This is a genomic window from Labrys sedimenti (assembly GCF_034424805.1).
GTDB classification, from domain to species: Bacteria; Pseudomonadota; Alphaproteobacteria; order Rhizobiales; family Labraceae; genus Labrys; species Labrys sedimenti.
The window spans coordinates 682,183-699,464 of sequence record NZ_JAXOUF010000001.1 but is presented as its reverse complement, the minus strand read 5'-3'; the positions used below and the strand labels follow the sequence as shown (position 1 = coordinate 699,464).

Here is a 17,282-nt window from a genome sequence, read left to right as displayed (position 1 = left end):
GGCCCTCACTTCACCACGGAGAGCGCGCGCAGCGGCGTATTCAAGAGCACCGCGCCGATGATCACCACGCCGAGCACGCCCTGCTGCACGAAAGTGGGCAGGCCGATGATGATCATGCCGTTGTTGAGCACCATCACGATCAGCACGCCGACGAGGGTATTGAATACCCCGCCCTTGCCGCCGGTTAGCGCCGTTCCACCCACCACGACGGCACTGACCGCGGTGAATAGCTGTCCGCTGCCGATCAAGGCGCTGCCGGCGCCCAGCCGTGCGCAGGCGAGGACGGCTCCGACGCCGAAGAAGACCCCAGCCAGTGTGAAGGCGAGGATGCGGACGCGCCCGGCAGCGACGCCGGACGCCCTGGCGAGGTCCTCGCCGCCGCCCAGCGCCATGATGTGGCGGCCGAGGCGCGTATGATCCTGCACATACCAGGCGACGAGCAGCATGAAGGCCGCGACATAGACGGCCAGGGGCACGCCGCCCAGGCGAGATAGCGCAAGAGCCCGGATCGACGGATCGAGAATCTGCACCCTTTCACCGCCAAGCAGGACGGTGGCGAGACCGGTGCCGACGAAACCCATGCCGAGGCTGACCATGAAGGAGGGTACCTTCATGGCCACGTGGATGGTCCCGACGATGCAACCGAAGACTGCCGCCGTCGCCAGCGCCAGCGGCAGTGCGAGCAGGCCGAGATCGAAGCCGGTGCCGGCGGAATTGGCGACGAAGGCGCACAGTGCCGCCGCCGTCACGGCCATCGACCCCTCGATCGACAGATCGATGGATCCCATCAGGATGATGAAGGTCACGCCCAGAGCCAGGGTCAGCGGGGCTGCCGCCGAAGCAGCCACGCGGATGAGATTGCCGAGCGAGAGAAAATGCGCATCCAGCAGCGAAATGCCGAGGCACAGGCCGAGCAGGACCAGGACCGGCGCGGCACGCGCGAGGGATTGTCTGGTGATCACCATTTCGACTGTCTCGGTTCGAGAATTCCGCACGGATCCTTGCGAGAGGGGCGATGCGCGGACGCCGGTGGGGAAAGGCTGGGAGAGACCTTGCCCCGCGTGCCGCGCATCGCCGACGGGCGCGATCTCAATAGGTGATCTGGCCCGTAACCTTGCCCCACAGATCGTTCCAGTCGACCTTGGGTGTCGTGTCGATATTGGCCTTCCAATAGGCCTCGACATCCGCCTGCGTGATCAGGACACCGGTGCCGTAGAATTCGCGATGCTCCTTGGGCTCCTTGGAGGGAGAGAACGCGCCGGTTGCCGCATGATAGCCGAGGGAAAGGGCGATCCCGCCGATCCAATAGGGATTCCAGTCGACGGTTGCGGCCATCTCCTTGTTACGGATCGCCGTGACGGCATCCTTGGTGCCGTCGATGCCGGTGACCAGGACCTTGCCGGCAAGGCCCTCGGCGCGCAGCGCCTCGAGCGCGCCGACGGCCATGCCGTCATTGGCGGCCCAGATGCCCTTGATCTTGTCGCCGAAGCGGGTGATCCAGGCGGCGACGACGTTGTTGGCCTTGGTGGAATCCCAGTCGGCATCCTGGAAATCGAGGAGTTCCACCTTGCCATTGGCCTTGATGGCATTCATCAGGCCCTGCTTGCGCTGGATGGCCGGCGCGTTGGAGGCAATGCCGCCGAGCGCCACGATACCACCCTCGCCGCCGAAACTGTCGAACAGGGCCTTGGCCGTCTGCTCGCCGGCCGGCACGCCGTTGAACGACATGTGCGCGACGTAGTTGTCGCCGAAATCCCAGGGATGCAGATCGTCCGGCTTGTTCCATACCGTCACGACATGGGCGCCAGCCTTGGCGACGGCTTCCACGATCGGCCGGGCATCGGGAACATCGTTGGGATCGACACCGAGCACCAGCTTGTTGCCGACCTTGGCGAGCATGGCCTTGATGTCGGCAATCCCCTTTTCGCTGTTGCCCTCCGTCACCAGGGCCGCATAGGGCGCGCTCACCGTATCGGCATAAGCCTTCGAACCCTTGTCCCAGGCGACGTGAAAGGCGTTCGACAGCGAACGGATCGAGCTGGCGAGCTGAAGGTCGGAAGCCGCGAAGGCGCGCCTTGCCCCGGCGGGCAGCAACAGCGACCCGGCCGCAAGGGCCGAGCCGATCAAGAAGCGGCGACGTTCGATCAGCGCCGCCTCGATGAAATCAAGGGCAGAAGCCATTGGACTATTCCTCCTCGGATCTCGTTGTTCGAGAGACGGCTTTTCATGCTTATGGTTCGCGCCGTCGATCTTTAATTAAATTGATGAATTTAAGTGAGTCAAGCCTGTTTCTGCCGTGGAGATGCGGAGCTCGCCGGTCGGATGACGCCGGGGTTACGCCAGAGGCATTGCCGGTCGATTGTCTGGATTGATTTTGGTTGCGAACCGGCCATGGCGATCGCCCCCGCTTCGCCGGCGACGCGAGGGATCATAGCCTTTCTCGACGCAGAAGGTCTTGACGAAGCCCCCTACTCTGCTAGACCGCCCGTAATCGCACGCAGCCATGCGGTGGCACTGGTGCGAAGATGCGGAAGGGTGGCCGAGTGGTTTAAGGCAACGGTCTTGAAAACCGTCGTAGGCGCAAGTCTACCGTGGGTTCGAATCCCACCCCTTCCGCCATTACTTATTGAAATTACAGAGTTTTTTTAGATTTTTGATTTTGGTCCCTATTAGGGTCCCATTTTTGTCATGCGTAGTTGGTAGCATTCGATAGATCACTGTGGAATGGCTGCTCACCTCCCCTCGCCTGGGGCAGCCAGCTTGATGTCACAAGATGATGTCTTTGCCCTCGACGATCCGAAGCCCTCGCGGCAACGCTTCAGCCTTTGGCTTTTCGGCGTTGGGCACAATGCGGACGGCATCGTCCGTGACTTCAATGATGGCGCTGATCCCAGCCTGATCGATAGCTTTCAACAGACGAACCATTTCTACTTGGGTAAATCGCGGCTTGCGTCGGCTCATTGTTCGTCCTCCTCTGACGATCAATGATGCCATGACTACTCCGGCAGCGTGAGCATCACAGTTGCATCGACGCGGAGGGCCTGAAGCGCGTCGTCAAACTTCGACGTTTCGGGGTGAAGCTGGGTGGTCATACTCGCCTCCCTTACGCGCTGGCCTGTTCGCCGAGGCGAGCAATCATCGCATCGACGAACTCGGCGTTGTCACTGCACCATCCGTCACGAAAAGGCGGTGAGTTGTCGATGTATTCTCTCTTGGCCGCCGCCTCGGCGGTATTGCGCGGCACGTAGAGCGCAAGGGAGAGCCTGGCCTCAAACTCTTCGCCTTCGGCAGCGCTCACCGCTTCTTCCGCTGCTGCCAGCCCAAAATCGCGCTTGCGTGCTTCTAGCTCAGCTTCAGCATCGGCAAGAGCCCGAAGTGCGCGCTCCTGGGAAGCATCTAGCTCTCGCTCTGCCGCTGCCGACAGTTCCGGAAACATGGCACGCGACCAGTCCGGGCAATGAACACAGCGTAGCTTGTCGTGCGTGTCGAGGATGCCCTTACGAATATCGTCGGCGGATCTCGACCTCAGTTCATAGTAGATGGGGCTCGTGCCATTCGACATAACGGCGAGTGGCACAAGGATTGGATTGTTGCGGCGGATCTTGTCTTCCGCTTTTTCAAGTTCATTCCGAACACCAACGACATGGTTGAAGCGGGAATAAGCGTCCTTGTGAGCCTGTATCAGGATGGGCAGTGGAGTTCGCCCGGCTGCGAAGGCAGTTGGGGCGTCCCCGAAAGCGCCGGCCGCAACTGCCGCGAGGAAACTAGCGGAACCGGCAAGAGCTGCGCGACGGTCGATATTAGGCAAGCCGGTAGCGGCCGCCGAAGCGGGTTTGTTCGACATGGGGTCCTCGATTGTTATGCTGGCGTGGGTCGACGTAATGAGACTGTTAATTTCGGCCCCGATCCTTATCCGAAAGCGTAGGGCCTACTGGTGGTTGTGCATTTAGGCCGGGGCGCTCAGTCACTCACTGGGAATTTCGATGCAGTTATATTCAGTAGCGGATCGTCGATCGCCTTGGCGTTCTCCGGCTTGGCGCAAAATGCAATTTCCTTTGCTGCCTGAGCTTCGAGAAACTCTCGCAGAGCGGAAAGCATTAGCTTCCAGGCCTCCTGCCCCCAATCTTCATTGTCGTTCATGAGATAGTTTACGAGAGCCAGAGCGCCTGCGGTCGATTGAATTTGCTCAGGGTTCTCGATCCGCTCTGCGGCCCATCCAAAGAGCAGTGAGGCTATGCTCCCCTCTTCTTCGGGGGACATTCCGCTTAGGTCCGCGGCACCGTAGGCCCGCACGCCGGTGAAATAGGCGTCGACGAGGGTAACGAGTGGATCGACGTGGGTATCGGTTGGCAAGCCGGTAGCGGTTGCCGGAACATGACTGTTCAGCATGATGTCCTCGATTTTCGTGTTTTTTGATGGCCGGTACTCGGGCGCCGATAACTTACCAGCGCGGGGTTGATTGATAGGGACTATGAAAAATCACCAGTTAACTATGAACCATCATATCAATTGCAGTCAATAGCAAACTATGAAAAAATCATAGCGTGCTAGGAAATGGATGAGTTTGATGCTTACGACTGGGAATCAACTTCGGGCAGCGCGGGCCTTGGTCGACATGGATCAAGGCGCCTTGGCGGCGCGAGCTGGCGTGAACATCAACACGATCGGAAGCATGGAGAAGAGGGGCGCGAACACCCTCACCAGCGGGCTCGATAAAATACGGGCTGTGCAGATGGTGCTGGAGGAAGCTGGCGTCGAGTTCCTCAACCACGGTCGGCCAGGCGTGAGGCTTCGTGGCGCGGACTGAGGATTGTCGTGCTCCCTCTGCCCCAAGGCCGGGCAGGTCTCGAAAAACAAAGACCCCCCTGAAGTTATCAAGCGGCTTTCGGTTCCGTGACGCGCAATGTCATGCCGATGAAAAAATCACTGCGTAGGGCGGGGCTGCAGTCGCGTAGCTACCGAAAGCAAATCTGATTCGTTCGATCCTGTAATCCCACCCCTAGGCCACCAACTGACAGTTGAAGTGCGGACCTGCATACCCAGCCTGATCCACATCAAGAGAGGATCGCAATGCCCCGCCGAGAAACGTCTTGGATATCACTCCGCGAAGGCCTCAACCAGCACATCCTAGCGGTTCTGGCCTGCGCTGACCCGCTTCAGCCCTATCTCGTCATCGTCCTTTCGAACGGGCAGGAAATCGAGATCGACCTCGATGACCGCCTCGACCAATGGAGCAACGGGGCGAGCGCTCCAAATGACTGACGAAATTCTTAAGTCCGGCAGTGGTGATGCCGACGAGCGTGCGAAAGCCCGCGAGTATCAACGTCAATGGAGGGCTAAGAACCGCGCCCGCATAAATGAGCTCAAGCGTCAATGGCGTGATCACAACTTGGAAACGCACCGCGCATACCAGCGCGACTATATGCGCCAATGGCGAGAAGACCACCGTGAGCAAATCGAAATAAAGCTTACCGAACAACGAGAGAAGACCCGCGAACAGAAGCGAAAATGGAGGGCTAAAAACAGGGAGCGAGTCAACGAACTCAAGCGTCAGTGGCGCGAGCGCAACCGGGAAGCGTACCGCGCACATCAACGAGAATATGTTCGGCAATGGCGGGCAGAGAACCCGGAGCGATCCAGAAAGCACATCGCCGATCACCACGCAAAACATCGCGACGAGCGGAACCGCAAGCTTCGAGTTTACCGCAGACTGCGCCAGAGCCCGAACCGCGAGCAGTACGGCAAAGATCTATTCGCGACCATCACGGCAGCGACGCCGAAGGGGCTGCCGGCGCATGTCCGCGACGATGTGGTTGGCACCGTTGCCCTTCAGGTTATCGATCAGAAGGCCGACGTGCGGAAGATCAAGGTCCTGGTGAAAGCGGCGCTTACGGCAACGTGGGGGCAGTCCGACTGGTTCAAGCATGTGTCGATCGACGCGCCACTCACCGATGTTTTCACCTTGCTCGACACTCTTCCCAGCGACGAGCCAACGCCTGAAGAGGCTTTGACGCGGCGTCGGTGATCAGAGCGCAGGCCGATCGAAACCGCCAGCAACGGCGCAACCGCGCAGGCGTCATTATGTGGCGCCTGGGATTTAAAGCCTCGGACATAGCACGCTTGGCAAAGACCCTCTAGCGACGAACGCCAAGCACTATCCCAGATTATCCTTTATCCATTGAGCGCAGTCCCCGGTAAACCCATAGAACGCCCATCTGCCATTCCCATGCTCTTCGTACTTTACAACTAGAAGCTGATCATCTTTATACAGGTGAGGCTTAAGTTCGTCGCGTATTTGAGTGGCCGTTTTATTGGTAACCACCATCCAGGTGCTGTCCAAGCAGTGCCATGTCTTCGGACTGAGCTTGCCTAGTGCCTCCATCAAATCGTCATATGTTTCGCCTTTGCTTGGGTGAAGGTCATAGCCGATAATATATACCGCCATTGTAAGCCTCCTGATTGTTCCGCAATTTTCGCGGTGTACAATCTGACGAGCTTAAACGTGACTCACCCGTGAAAAAGTTGTCCATTGAGAAGAGAATAGGTTGCTAGCATGCTGCGACTCAAACAAGGCTGATGCCGGTTGTTTGGGAGGGTGGCATGGATGGCAGCGAAGATCATCTTTCGAATGAAGTTTCGCTTTCCGGCGAGATTACTGAAACTGGCGTTAAACTAGCTGCCAAAAGCCGCTTTGTTTCTGCCCTCGATAGGCTACTGGGAGCCATTGGCGATAAATTAAGCTTAAAGCTCGAGCGAGGAAACTCGATAGAAAGGGCCAAGATGCAAGCTGAGCAACAATTGATAGAGGCTGCGGCGAGCTCAGCGATACGGCGAATGGAAGTCGATCAGGAGTTTGCGCAGCGAGTAGCTGAGAACATGTTTGCTACGGCTGTCCAGCAGCAAAAGAACAAGGACGCCGTCGTCCAGTATGCCATTGAGGATTTAAGGCAGACCCCGCCCTCAGACGCGCAGAATTCAACGGGTCCCGAGATTTTGGAACCGGAATTTCTTGATCGCCTAGACACCTATGCGCAAGGGGCATCGGCGGAGGAAATACGCCAGAAGTGGGGGCGTGTACTTGCTTCTGAAGTTCGAAGGCCGGGAACATTTTCAAGAAGAGCATTTCGTATTATTGACGAAATTGATACACAAACGGCGGCTCTATTCGAGAGAGTATGCAAGCATCGTCTTGGCCCTGTTGTACCAAAGTTACTCATTGGAAATTTGTCGGTAAAAGAAGTTTCTATGCTCACATCTGCGGGTCTCATGGTGGAGCCCGGGGTTGGCCAGAGCCAGAGGTTTGATAAGGTAAAAAGACGCGACGACATAGAAGCCTGGCTTGGCACGTTCGGACACTATGGAATCGGCATTGAGTACGGGGCCGAATTCAAGCCCAACAATCGCGATCTTTTCGCGCCCTTTTCGATAAGAGATGGCGCGCCGAACATAAGCGTTTACATACTGACGGATGCGGGCTTGGAAATTTCGACAATTGTCGAAGACAACCAGCAGTCAGCTATCCTCGAGTTTGCTAAATCGTTGGCTCCTTATGTTAGCAGTCGACCAATCGACGTGCTCCACATATCTGACGATTTAAAGTCTTATTCCGTCGTAGAGGTAGTAGATACGGACAATTTAGATGCGACGACGAAGCAGCCCAATAACGATACAGATGCAGGTTTGCCATCATCATGAGCGTCACGCATAAGGTCGGGTCGAAGGATCCAATACCTTCGCCCAGAACCAAGTTCCGCCGTGAGTGCGTCACCTAGCTCGATGCTGCCACGGCAGCGCAGGGCGTCCAGCTTCAAGGAGGCAGAGGGACACCTCGCGAGAGGCAGCAGAGGCAAACGTTGACCGCGCCCATGGTCTTAGGCACCGTCTGCGCAAAAGCCAGGCGCAGACCTCGGCCCCACCGCGCGTATGAACTATGGCGGATCGCGCCCCTGATATACAGCGCAATCAGATCTGTTTCGGACAGATGGCGGGCGCCACGCCCTCCCCTAGGCCCAACTAATTCACGCCCTCGTCACGCAAAATATCGTTCGAAAGAGGTATCCGCGATTGTGCGGGTTGGGGGGCATCGCAGTGATCAGGATCGTGCTCGCCGCGATATTCGCGGCTGTGGTTTCTATGACAGTGGCGCCGGCATTGGCGGGCAGCTGTGATCATTCCTGGCAGCAGGCCAAGGATGGCTCGAACTGCGGTGATCGTGCCGCAGATCGTCGTCAAGGTGGGGATGACGATTGATAGCCTGGAGCGGGGCGACGTCCCCGCTCGCGATTTCGTCGGGGGCGAGATGAAGAAGACTACGGTTGTCGCATTGGCGATCATGTTGGCAGGGTGCTCGACAACTCTACCGGTTGCGGTGGTGACTAAGGGAGTTCCAGGCGGCATCATGCGAGGGACTACCACTGCGGCCTTAAGCGGCGGCACCTTCGGTGTCAGCAGTGGCAATCTGCGATGCTCCGGTAGCTACGATGCGATGGACACATCTCCCACAATCAGCATGCCGGTTCTGTGCTCGGATGGGCGGAAGGGCATTATCACTGCCACCCGCGACAATAGCGGCATGAGCGGCGGTGGTCGATTTACATTAAACGATGGCACTACCGGCGATTTCATGTTCGGGGCAGCAGCCGCAAAGCTGTAGTTTAGCTCGATCAATCCTAGACAATAGCCGCCGATGATCTAAGCGCGCGGCCATCGCGGCATGCGCCTTACTTGGGTGAGGGGCGAGACGGGAGCGACAGGTGAAGGGCAAGCTTTCAATCATGCTGGTAATGTCGGCATTCGCCTTCACTCCGACGATGACTGGTGCGCTTACCTTGGATTTCGCGTGCCGCGATTTTCGACCACTCTTCGCACTTGATGGCGAGAAATTGGAGCGGCCCAAGGCGCCATCATGCGTTGATATGTTCGGGAAGTTTGCCTCGGAATTCGATTTCTCGGATTGCAAGAACGAAGTGCTCGAATACCAAAACAAGATCCGCAATTATCAGGATTGCTTGGTATCCGAGAGTCGAGCTGCGAATGAGGCCGTGAACGAGGCAGTCGACAAATTCAATACCCGCGCCCGCTCGCCATGACTATGGGCTCGTCCGCAGACAGCTGATCGTGAAACAGGGACCGGGATTGGGATCTTTCAAGGGCACCCCCAGCAAAACTCAATCCTTTCAATGACAAACTGCGCATTAATGGCGGAAGTCGGTTCCGCATAACTACCGAGACGACGCGCGTGGGCGCCTGACTATTGCCCATGAATCTAGCTCCAATATAGGTCAGTCTGAAATTGGATTAGCCTCACGTGCAGTGGCTAGGTCTCCGGCCATCGGCCCGGTAATCCCAATCGTTGGCCGAGCGTTGCCCCTTGGGTTCTCTGCAGATTTCCGTTTCTCGACAAGACCTCATCTATGCCGAAGTGCAGCGGTGGTAGTTCCAATGTTGCCCATGGATTAATCACGAGGCAGCCGTGCCGAGATGCGAAATTCCAGGGATCTACGCGTGCAAACGCAAGCACAGCACCGACCCCCTTCTTCCTAGCACCGCGTGGCCCCCACCAAACACCATCTGGAGCACGTCTCTCCTCAACCTGCCGACGTCCGTTTTCAATTCGGATCGCAACGCTAACGCTACCGAATAGAGCATTTAGGAGGTCGTCCTGTGGCTGGAAGTGTTCGAACGAATTGACGGCAATGACCAACGGATGGTCAAGGACACCATATTTTTCCGCCTTGAAGACAACCGCCTCTCGAATATCTGCCTGCCCCCTCCCTGCACGAAAAGGGAAATGCCTTATCCCAATTGCTCTACCCGGGGCACCAGGATGAAGGCGCGGCCAGGCTTTCAGTTCAATACGGACTCCGTGCTCTTCCCAGCAAAATGGCGCAATATCTGCGGCTGCGTCGCCATCAGGAAGTGCCGCGATCCATTGATTCAGACCGCGCATTAATTTCCTACCCGAAATGTTATCGGTGGGCGCACCACGGGTCGTCACGTCCAAAAAATGCTGTGGTGCGTCAGCTCGGTCGATGAGAGCAAGGGCTGTATCTAGCCTCGCCTGCTCAGCTCTTTCGCGGTCAGATAGTCCAGTTGCCAAGACAGCTTCGAGATAGAAGCGTCCACCGCCTGGGGATTCGACAAGAAAATCCGGCCGATAGCGGGTGTGGGCAAGGGGTGGTTCGATAGCGATGATACGATGACCAGTCGCCAGAACAAACTCGTGCAGAAAGAGTTCGAAAAATGCACTTTTATGTTGATGATTAATCGAGGACCTGAATCGTTCGGCAAGCCCTCCCCGATCCTCCAACGGATAGCGTTCAAACCAGCTATCCACCAAGACTCGAACTCGCGTAGCTTCAACGCGATTAGAGCGATTCAGGTACGAGAAGTCCGTATCATTTGCCAAGGGTGGAGCAAGATCATGACGGGCAATGTCGTCAAAAATACTCATCTAAGCGCCCCAGAAAAAAGCAACTCATCGATCTGACTAGCCCTTCCATTGGGCGTCACCGTATACGCGCGCCTACCCCTCCTGAATAGAGGCCCATTCATATCGAGGCGAAAGGATCGGCTGACTACTCAAAGTGCCTTTGCCATCAGTTCCCGCCTTCAGGCTTCAAGATGCTGTCCATGGATGGCACCGGACCGGCCTTCTGGTCGGCCGGGATGAAGTCCATCAACGAATCCTGCTTGGGCTCGGGCGGATTGAAGCCGAGGCCATCCATGTTGGCGGAGGGCTGGAATTCAGATTGCGGCCGCACGTTTGCAGGGTTGTTGCCAGGAGGCGGCGCGTTAACGGGCGCCTTCGGGGTGGCTGATAGGTTCTTCTTCACGGTCTCGTCGGCAGACTGGCGCAATAGCCCCTCGGCTTCCGCTCGATCAGGCGAGATGATCAGCGGCTTGCCGTCCTTGCCGGCGACAAACAGGCCCGTGGCATTGTCCACAAAGCCGAAGCCGTCGCCGATATCACGCCATGTTCCGGTGCTCGCAATGTCGTTGGCGCGGAACTGATTCAGGCGCTCGATAACGGCTTTTGTGTTCCTCTCGTCCGGCGTTCCATCCATGCCATGCACAAGGCCATAGGAAGTCAGGGCTTGGCGTACCGCCCCCATCTGATGGGAAAGGCCCTGAACGATGGCTTCGTCGTTTCGTGTGCCAGAAACAGTGATCCTCGCATTCCCCTGATCTACAATGCGAGCGTCGCCATAGAGAGCCTTATTGACGAACTTGACGGCATCGTTTTGCGTCATGCCCTCCAGCACTTTCACCTTGACACCCTTGATGAAGACGTTGCGGTCTGTGGTGTAGGTTTCGAGGTTACCTTCACGCCCGATGTCCAGGCCATAGAGGGTGCGGGCGATGCCGGTAGCCGGATCGGTCATCTGACGGTCGACGGCATCGGCCACGGTATCACCGCCCTGCTCTTTCTTCTCCGGAATGTTCTTGGCATCGATTACCGCTGCCAGAAATCGAGCTGAGGCCTTGTCCTCGCGACGATAGGCTCTCAGAACCGTTTCGGCTTCCGGAGCGATGCCAGCTTTCCTCAGCTGATCAAAAATCGCGAGTTGTTGTCCGGGATCATTGGTTGCGAACACAACGCCCGCCAGGTCTTGCATGTTCTGCTCTGTCGTGCGGTTCGGCTGCTTGGTCCTGGCAACGAAGTCATCGACGATGTTCGCCGGCAACACGGCCTGGTCGGTGCCCTTGGTACCAAGCTGAGCCTGTGCCGCGGTCGTAGCGCCGATGGCAGTGGCGAGCGCATCCTGCGACGGATTGGATGCATAGGTCTCCCAGGCGTGCTTCACGTTCGGGAAGTGCTGCTGGGTGTAGCCGACGATATCGCCAGCGCGAGCCTTCAGCGTGGCCTCTGCCGCCTTGGCTGCGGTCTCATACTGCGAGGCAGCTAGTGCTGCGCCTTCGCCCGTTGTGGCGTCCATCTTGGACTTTGCGGCCGCAACTGTGGCCTTCACATCGGCATCGGACTGGGTGCCCATGTCGAAGGTCTGCTGCGCGGTCTGCAAGCTGGCCTGAAAGGCCGTGTATTTCTGACCGGCCTCGCGCCCGAAGGCATCCTCGAAATCCTGCCTGGATGGCATTGCGCCGGTGTATTTTCCACCATTGGCGATGGCAGTTGGGGCATCTTGCGAGACCTGCCCAATCAATTGGCGGGCATCGGCATTGAACTGATTGCGCGCTGTGACAGCGGCATTGGCGAGACGGTTCAGGATATCGGGATCGACATTGTCGCCGAACTGGCGCTGGAAGTAGGAACGAGCGACGGAGTAGGGGTCGGCTTGACCGGACGGCATATTCTGAACACCACCAGGACCGGCCCATTCAAAGTGCATGGGATCGGGGCGACCCTTGATATCCATGCCCCAAACCAGGCCCCACTTGGCGGCGAGCTCACGCACATTCGGCGGCAGATTCGTTTTGGTCGAACCCATCGCGTTGTTTTCGGCATCGATATCGATCGCCGTGCCAAAGGCGTGCTGACTGAGCTCTGAGCCGCCGCGAACGTTTCGATAATTGAAACCGCCACTGGATTTCAGGGGATAGCCAGCCGCCGCTAAATCACCAAGGAACCCCTGGAAAGCTGATGCGGCCTGCTTATTGACCTGCCATGTTTGGCCGCCAGCCTGAACGGGAACGAGGTTGTTTTGCCCCCAGCCGGGCGATCGGGGGTCCCCCATATTCTGGACATTTGCGTAATTGAACCGCGAGCCATACTGAGGATTGATCGGTGGGACGTTTTGGCTGGTTGAGGTACCGCGAGCTGGGCCGCCGGTCGGAACATCGCCCTCATTGGGATTGTAGCCCAAACCTTTTTCTGATTGCGGTGCCGCAGTCGGCTGGGAGCCGCCTTTTCCGCTAACGGCATTGGCAATCTCGGCATCGGAAACCTTGGCGGCGGCATCGGCGCCCTGTTCCTGAACGATCAAGGCGCGCATGAACTTCTGCGCCATCACTGGGTCATTCAGCTTGATATCGTCGTCAAGCCCGATGCCCATGTTCTTGGCAACAGTGGCCGCCGCCGAGACGTTCCCGTGTGTCCAGCCGTTGACGCCCGCAATGATCTGCTGCGGTGTTCTCATGCCGGCAGCGTATTTATCACGCAGCAAGTTGATGCCAGCAACCAAGCCATCCTGCCGAGTGGCATAAATAACCTGTGGGTCACCCTGATCGGTGTGCTGAGATGGCCCGATAACACCGGCAGCGCCAGCGCTGTTGCCCTGCTTGCCGCCTGGGATCTTGTCATTCTTGGAGTATTTTAAATTCAGAGGATTGTTAACGGATAATCCCTTTGGGAGAGAGGCAGCATCAGCCGGCGGCTGGAATACTAACGGACCCTTCGCTTGCTGATTACCAGTCGTGCCAGTCTGCGCAAAAACCTGCCGAACGCTGTCCTTGTTCGCTACGATGGCGGACCCGAGACCAGTCGCGACCGTGTCATTTACCTTGGCCAGGCGCGTCTGCTTGTCGATTGGTGGAAGATTTGGGTTCGCGAGTGTGTAGGCCTTAATCTTATCGGCCGCAGCTTTTGCCGCATTCGGATCGGTAGGATTGGCAGCAGCTTCATTGACGAAGCTATTGTCCATCTGCGTTTGCTGCTCACCAGCATATCGCGTCTTCTCGGTGAGGACCTTAGTGTTCAAGGTGCCACCTAGCCTGCCTTCGTAGTCGTAAATCTGCGGGCGATAGGCACCCTTCAAGTCCTCGGGCAGGGTCGAATAGAACTGCTGAGCATCCGCACGATAATCCTTGCGGAAGGCGTCCATGGTACCGACGCCACCAGGCTGCATGCTGTCGGCCATGCCCTGAGCTTTGGTCTGCCACTTGTTCTGGAAGTCCTGCCAGCGCGTCGCGGTATCCCATGCCTTCTGTTTGTCGATGTCGGTCTTGAAGGTTTCGGCAACACGGAAACCGGCATCGGCCGCCTGCTGGATACCGGCGCCAGCCTGTTGGAGACCGCGCGCTTCGCCAGTCAGATCGACGGACGCAACAGGGCGCCCGCTGTTGGCATTCGGCGTAGGGCCAACGGCCGAGGAGTCAGGAAGTCTGATCATTTTACCGATACCCCCTCGCCCGCTGCAGGCGCGCATACCTCACGAATGATCACCGCCCGAAGCCAATCCGATTTAGACTTGCCGCAATTGTCGGCGCTCGCGCGAATAGCGGCCGAAACGCTCTCGGGAAGCCTGAACGTGAATGTGTCGGCGAAATTCACCGCACGGGATCGGCGCCGATCCGGCCTGTGCTGGGTATCGCCCGAGGATGTCGCTTGCATTGCAACCTGCCATTCAAATAATTGCATGTTATAACATTACGGTGACGAGGTGGTGCGAGGACCTTCCAAAGATCGATTGGGCCACTAGTGCCCGACTGACTTGCGCCGTTGCTTAGGCTACCTAAGCCGGACGCATTGGAGATTGCCGTTCGCTGTCTGCGTTCCACCAGACCACGCGCCTACACCCACGAGATAGATCGTGGTGCTAGCGGTCCAGTCAAAGACTACCGTTCCAGTATTGTAGATATTCTCTTGATCGGTACCCTGTGTGAAACTGTACTTGAATCCACCGCCGGTACCGTTGCTTGGGATACTCAGAGAGGTCGTGCTGAGGCCGCCTTGGGCGACATTGAGCGTGGATGAACCCGAACCTACATACCGAACGTTGCCCTGACACTGCCATCGACCGGGAGGTAGACTGAGAGAGGCCGCATTAAATGCTGTTAGATTGGTACGAGCGGCGGCAGCCGGTGCGTTCGCGGCGAGGAACCCAACGTTCGTGTTGTAGAAAAGGGCTGAGTTATTGTCTGTTGTGCTCCACCGATAGGTGCCGGCAGGAGGCTCGATCGGTACGAAAGTGCTGGTGAAGACGTTATCCTTGACGAGGATACCGGCCGCGCCGCTGTCGACAGCCACCACCGCATCGGATGGCGTCAGGTTGCCAATTTCGAATGTGTTGTTGGTGATCTGCGATACCAGGGGATTAATCGGACCAGTCAAGCCGCACGCATTGTCAGACTTGACGTGGAGCATGGACTTGATCGGGATCGCCTGGGCGTTATTCGAAATGAACGCATCACGGATATTCACCGTGTTCGCACGGCACAGCGTGATAAAGTCGGCGCCAGTGCCGTTCCAAGTTGTAGCCGCGATGGCCGGGCTCAGGAGGAAATCGCCACCACGCACAAGGGTATGCCACCCGCGATCGATATCGAGACAGGTCGTAGTCGCATCGCAGGAGAAATTATCGATGCCGATTTCAAACGGCGAGTAATTGCCGCCACCCGTCATGTTGCCAGTGATCTGCAGACCACGCCGAACACCGCCGGCCGCCGAGTTGGTGACGCGGATATCTTCAAGGCCGGCTCCGAGGGCATAGAACCGATAGCCCAACTCAAAGCCTTGCATGCGCGAGTTGGTGATATGGTTGATAAAGGAGCCACCAACAGCCTGACCGGTACCCGCATCCGTATGGGGCCCGCCCTGAAGGTCAAAGCCGGTCCCAAGCTGTGCGGCGCCCGCGGGCCCTTGCGAAGTGGCAATCACATAATTGAACGTCGAGCCTGCGGCATTCTCCAGCGCCATGCCGTTATCATAGCCATCGATCTGGACGTGATCGAAATGCACGTTGCTCTGCGGCCTAAAGCGGGCGGTGACAGCAACCTTGGAGTTCGAGGCATAGGGTGACGGGCGCTTAAAGGCGAGATTATGCGCCTCGATGCGGTTTGACATCAGTGGGTCTGACGCACCTCGGCAGTGTTCCCACCCATTGTTTGCGCCAGAGGTCTGCAGGATCGTGGAGTTCCAGCCGGCTCCATCGAGGCGGATCGCAGCCTGCAGGCAGGTTTTGAGTGGCTTGTTGAACACTGCGGTGCCAGGGCCGAACTTGATGCGGATGGCATTCGAGCCGGCGGCATCAAGGAAGGATTGGACTACGGCCCAATCGATTTCGTCCGACAGCGCAGCAGCGGAGGGAAGGACTGCCTGCCACTGCGATAGTGTCCACCCTACGGTGCTGCGACCATTCAGGCTGGTGATACCCGAAAGCGGATGGCTGGCGCCGTCACCAATGAAGCCACGACCGCGCAGGGCAAGCTCGTCGATATCCTTGAGGTTGCGAAGATTGGCCGGATAGTTCCACGCGCCATTGCCGTCGATGCAGCCGAAGGGACGCGCCTTATCTGCTCCAGTCGTATTGTTAAGATCGGAGACATAGAGGCAGCGGGTCGAGCCCGATTTATCGATTTGAAGGTTGGGGGTGCCATATTGCGCGTAAGCGGACGTAGCGAAAAGAGCTAAGATAATCGCAAGGAAGCGGATCATACCGTTTTGCTCCTCGCTAGCTCCATGAAGGCATCCATCTGGGATGCGCTCCAGCCGGTTGCAGTTTGGATAAGCTGGAAGACGGCATCGCCAGGAACCATTGCCCCCCCGGCGAGCCACTGAGCGGAGCCCGCGTCAGCCGCCAACGGATCGACGTTTCCAGTGATAGTAGGAACCATGTTGTCCCTGCCGGGATTCCCAACATCAGCAAGTGCCAAGACAATCTGCTGCTTCGAAAGTGCCAACCCGCTGCCCGTCGAGCGAGGCTCTTGATCCGTCATCGCGATTTCTCCAAATATGTAACGTTATAACATTTCATGTCTTACATGTGAATCGCGATTGGGACCCAAAATGGGATCGAGCTGGCATCTCTCAACAATTATTTGTGATTACCGATGCTTAGTGACGACAGACGGCGGAATATATGTCCGCCATACACACCTGCTCTTGGATACTGAGCTATCTACCACTCCCCGCTCCTTCGGGATCGGTGACTATTTTGCGTCCGACTTTTGTGACAGTGAAATCTAAGTGCTTTCGACGCCGGACGATCCGGTTCAAAAATCAGGGAGCTTGCGACAAGGGTTGGACAGTCGAGTAAAAGGAATTCGGCGCTTCTGATCCCTCTGCCCATACCACACGGTCAATGTCTATGCCGTGTCGCTTCAAGACACGCGGAACCCCTCGATCCTCGAACATTGCGTCGGCCGAACCGCCGGCAAACAATCGACCATCTGCGAGAACGATGGTTGGTCCTTGACCTATAAGCCTGTCTTCGGCACGGCCAGTTTCGACGCTTTTCTGGGTATTCCAATAGAAGCACCATCCGTCTGGATCCACCAGCCGGTACTCGCCAACAACGGCAAGCGGAGGATTGCCCTGCTGATGCATGCCTTCCCTAAGGCCTTGAAGATAAGCGCGCACGACCGCAAGTGCGTATGATTTGTCC

At 57.5% G+C, this 17,282-nt stretch carries 16 protein-coding genes and 1 tRNA gene; 7 read left to right on the top strand and 10 right to left on the bottom strand.

What is annotated here, in order from left to right:
• Window positions 1-5: 5 nt before the first annotated feature.
• Both U1R88_RS03315 and U1R88_RS03310 read right to left on the bottom strand, forming a co-directional pair.
• Window positions 6-965, bottom strand: a complete 960-nt coding sequence (locus U1R88_RS03315) for an ABC transporter permease (protein ID WP_322429956.1) — start codon at window positions 963-965, stop codon at window positions 6-8.
• A 124-nt stretch (window positions 966-1,089) separates the two neighbouring features.
• The gene (locus U1R88_RS03310; RefSeq protein WP_068295369.1) at window positions 1,090-2,181 is read right to left on the bottom strand and encodes a sugar ABC transporter substrate-binding protein; all 1,092 of its coding nucleotides are present in this window, start codon (window positions 2,179-2,181) and stop codon (window positions 1,090-1,092) included.
• Between the two features lie 348 nt (window positions 2,182-2,529).
• On the opposite strand from U1R88_RS03310, the gene U1R88_RS03305 reads away from it, so the two are divergent.
• Window positions 2,530-2,619, top strand: a tRNA-Ser gene (locus U1R88_RS03305).
• 147 nt (window positions 2,620-2,766) lie between these two features.
• Here U1R88_RS03305 and U1R88_RS03300 read toward each other — a convergent pair.
• The 3 genes from U1R88_RS03300 to U1R88_RS03290 form a co-directional block, all read right to left on the bottom strand.
• A complete protein-coding gene (locus U1R88_RS03300) occupies window positions 2,767-2,961 on the bottom strand; it encodes a hypothetical protein (protein ID WP_322429954.1) in 195 nt (64 codons plus the stop codon).
• Window positions 2,962-3,103: 142 nt separating this feature from the next.
• On the bottom strand, window positions 3,104-3,844 hold the full coding sequence (locus tag U1R88_RS03295; RefSeq protein WP_322429953.1) for a hypothetical protein: 741 nt from the start codon (window positions 3,842-3,844) through the stop codon (window positions 3,104-3,106).
• Window positions 3,845-3,960: 116 nt separating this feature from the next.
• On the bottom strand, window positions 3,961-4,389 hold the full coding sequence (locus U1R88_RS03290; protein WP_322429952.1) for a hypothetical protein: 429 nt from the start codon (window positions 4,387-4,389) through the stop codon (window positions 3,961-3,963).
• 226 nt (window positions 4,390-4,615) lie between these two features.
• On the opposite strand from U1R88_RS03290, the gene U1R88_RS03285 reads away from it, so the two are divergent.
• Both U1R88_RS03285 and U1R88_RS03280 read left to right on the top strand, forming a co-directional pair.
• Entirely contained in the window at window positions 4,616-4,807 is a 192-nt protein-coding gene (locus tag U1R88_RS03285; RefSeq protein ID WP_322430501.1) for a hypothetical protein, read from the top strand.
• A gap of 447 nt (window positions 4,808-5,254) precedes the next feature.
• Window positions 5,255-6,025: a hypothetical protein gene (locus U1R88_RS03280; RefSeq protein ID WP_322429951.1), complete on the top strand. Its 771-nt coding sequence runs from the start codon at window positions 5,255-5,257 to the stop codon at window positions 6,023-6,025.
• A gap of 129 nt (window positions 6,026-6,154) precedes the next feature.
• Here U1R88_RS03280 and U1R88_RS03275 read toward each other — a convergent pair whose 3' ends face one another.
• Complete coding sequence (locus tag U1R88_RS03275) at window positions 6,155-6,445, bottom strand: hypothetical protein (protein ID WP_322429950.1); 291 nt, start codon at window positions 6,443-6,445, stop codon at window positions 6,155-6,157.
• Between the two features lie 155 nt (window positions 6,446-6,600).
• Between U1R88_RS03275 and U1R88_RS03270 the strand changes: the two genes are divergently transcribed.
• The 3 genes from U1R88_RS03270 to U1R88_RS03260 all read left to right on the top strand — a co-directional run bounded on the left by U1R88_RS03270 (window position 6,601) and on the right by U1R88_RS03260 (window position 9,089).
• Window positions 6,601-7,695: a DUF2806 domain-containing protein gene (locus U1R88_RS03270; protein WP_322429949.1), complete on the top strand. Its 1,095-nt coding sequence runs from the start codon at window positions 6,601-6,603 to the stop codon at window positions 7,693-7,695.
• A gap of 496 nt (window positions 7,696-8,191) precedes the next feature.
• On the top strand, window positions 8,192-8,653 hold the full coding sequence (locus tag U1R88_RS03265) for a hypothetical protein (RefSeq protein WP_322429948.1): 462 nt from the start codon (window positions 8,192-8,194) through the stop codon (window positions 8,651-8,653).
• A 100-nt stretch (window positions 8,654-8,753) separates the two neighbouring features.
• Window positions 8,754-9,089: a hypothetical protein gene (locus U1R88_RS03260; RefSeq protein ID WP_322429947.1), complete on the top strand. Its 336-nt coding sequence runs from the start codon at window positions 8,754-8,756 to the stop codon at window positions 9,087-9,089.
• A 227-nt stretch (window positions 9,090-9,316) separates the two neighbouring features.
• On the opposite strand, the gene U1R88_RS03255 is transcribed toward U1R88_RS03260, so the two are convergent.
• From U1R88_RS03255 to U1R88_RS03240, 4 genes are all read right to left on the bottom strand, one after another.
• Complete coding sequence (locus U1R88_RS03255; protein WP_322429946.1) at window positions 9,317-10,453, bottom strand: hypothetical protein; 1,137 nt, start codon at window positions 10,451-10,453, stop codon at window positions 9,317-9,319.
• A gap of 145 nt (window positions 10,454-10,598) precedes the next feature.
• Window positions 10,599-14,069 (bottom strand): M15 family metallopeptidase, encoded by a 3,471-nt coding sequence (locus U1R88_RS03250; protein ID WP_322429945.1) that lies wholly within the window; start codon window positions 14,067-14,069, stop codon window positions 10,599-10,601.
• Between the two features lie 338 nt (window positions 14,070-14,407).
• Window positions 14,408-16,333 carry a hypothetical protein gene (locus U1R88_RS03245; RefSeq protein ID WP_322429944.1) on the bottom strand — a complete coding sequence of 642 codons (1,926 nt, stop codon included), beginning with the start codon at window positions 16,331-16,333 and terminating at the stop codon, window positions 14,408-14,410.
• Window positions 16,330-16,614 carry a hypothetical protein gene (locus U1R88_RS03240; RefSeq protein ID WP_322429943.1) on the bottom strand — a complete coding sequence of 95 codons (285 nt, stop codon included), beginning with the start codon at window positions 16,612-16,614 and terminating at the stop codon, window positions 16,330-16,332. Before U1R88_RS03240 ends, U1R88_RS03245 begins: the two co-directional genes overlap by 4 nt.
• 475 nt (window positions 16,615-17,089) lie before the next feature.
• Between U1R88_RS03240 and U1R88_RS35820 the strand changes: the two genes are divergently transcribed.
• Entirely contained in the window at window positions 17,090-17,275 is a 186-nt protein-coding gene (locus U1R88_RS35820; RefSeq protein WP_322429942.1) for a hypothetical protein, read from the top strand.
• The last annotated feature ends 7 nt before the right edge of the window (window positions 17,276-17,282 follow it).

What these genes read in the sequence shown, in the direction of transcription:
- U1R88_RS03300 (WP_322429954.1), bottom strand. Translation starts at nt 2,961, where the DNA reads ATGAGCCGACGCAAGCCGCGATTTACCCAAGTAGAAATGGTTCGTCTG.
- U1R88_RS03285 (WP_322430501.1), top strand. Translation starts at nt 4,616, where the DNA reads ATGGATCAAGGCGCCTTGGCGGCGCGAGCTGGCGTGAACATCAACACG.
- U1R88_RS03280 (WP_322429951.1), top strand. Translation starts at nt 5,255, where the DNA reads ATGACTGACGAAATTCTTAAGTCCGGCAGTGGTGATGCCGACGAGCGT.
- U1R88_RS03315 (WP_322429956.1), bottom strand. Translation starts at nt 965, where the DNA reads ATGGTGATCACCAGACAATCCCTCGCGCGTGCCGCGCCGGTCCTGGTC.
- U1R88_RS03250 (WP_322429945.1), bottom strand. Translation starts at nt 14,069, where the DNA reads ATGATCAGACTTCCTGACTCCTCGGCCGTTGGCCCTACGCCGAATGCC.
- U1R88_RS03265 (WP_322429948.1), top strand. Translation starts at nt 8,192, where the DNA reads ATGGCTCGAACTGCGGTGATCGTGCCGCAGATCGTCGTCAAGGTGGGG.
- U1R88_RS03290 (WP_322429952.1), bottom strand. Translation starts at nt 4,389, where the DNA reads ATGCTGAACAGTCATGTTCCGGCAACCGCTACCGGCTTGCCAACCGAT.
- U1R88_RS03310 (WP_068295369.1), bottom strand. Translation starts at nt 2,181, where the DNA reads ATGGCTTCTGCCCTTGATTTCATCGAGGCGGCGCTGATCGAACGTCGC.
- U1R88_RS03270 (WP_322429949.1), top strand. Translation starts at nt 6,601, where the DNA reads ATGGATGGCAGCGAAGATCATCTTTCGAATGAAGTTTCGCTTTCCGGC.
- U1R88_RS03295 (WP_322429953.1), bottom strand. Translation starts at nt 3,844, where the DNA reads ATGTCGAACAAACCCGCTTCGGCGGCCGCTACCGGCTTGCCTAATATC.
- U1R88_RS03240 (WP_322429943.1), bottom strand. Translation starts at nt 16,614, where the DNA reads ATGACGGATCAAGAGCCTCGCTCGACGGGCAGCGGGTTGGCACTTTCG.
- U1R88_RS03275 (WP_322429950.1), bottom strand. Translation starts at nt 6,445, where the DNA reads ATGGCGGTATATATTATCGGCTATGACCTTCACCCAAGCAAAGGCGAA.
- U1R88_RS03255 (WP_322429946.1), bottom strand. Translation starts at nt 10,453, where the DNA reads ATGAGTATTTTTGACGACATTGCCCGTCATGATCTTGCTCCACCCTTG.
- U1R88_RS03245 (WP_322429944.1), bottom strand. Translation starts at nt 16,333, where the DNA reads ATGATCCGCTTCCTTGCGATTATCTTAGCTCTTTTCGCTACGTCCGCT.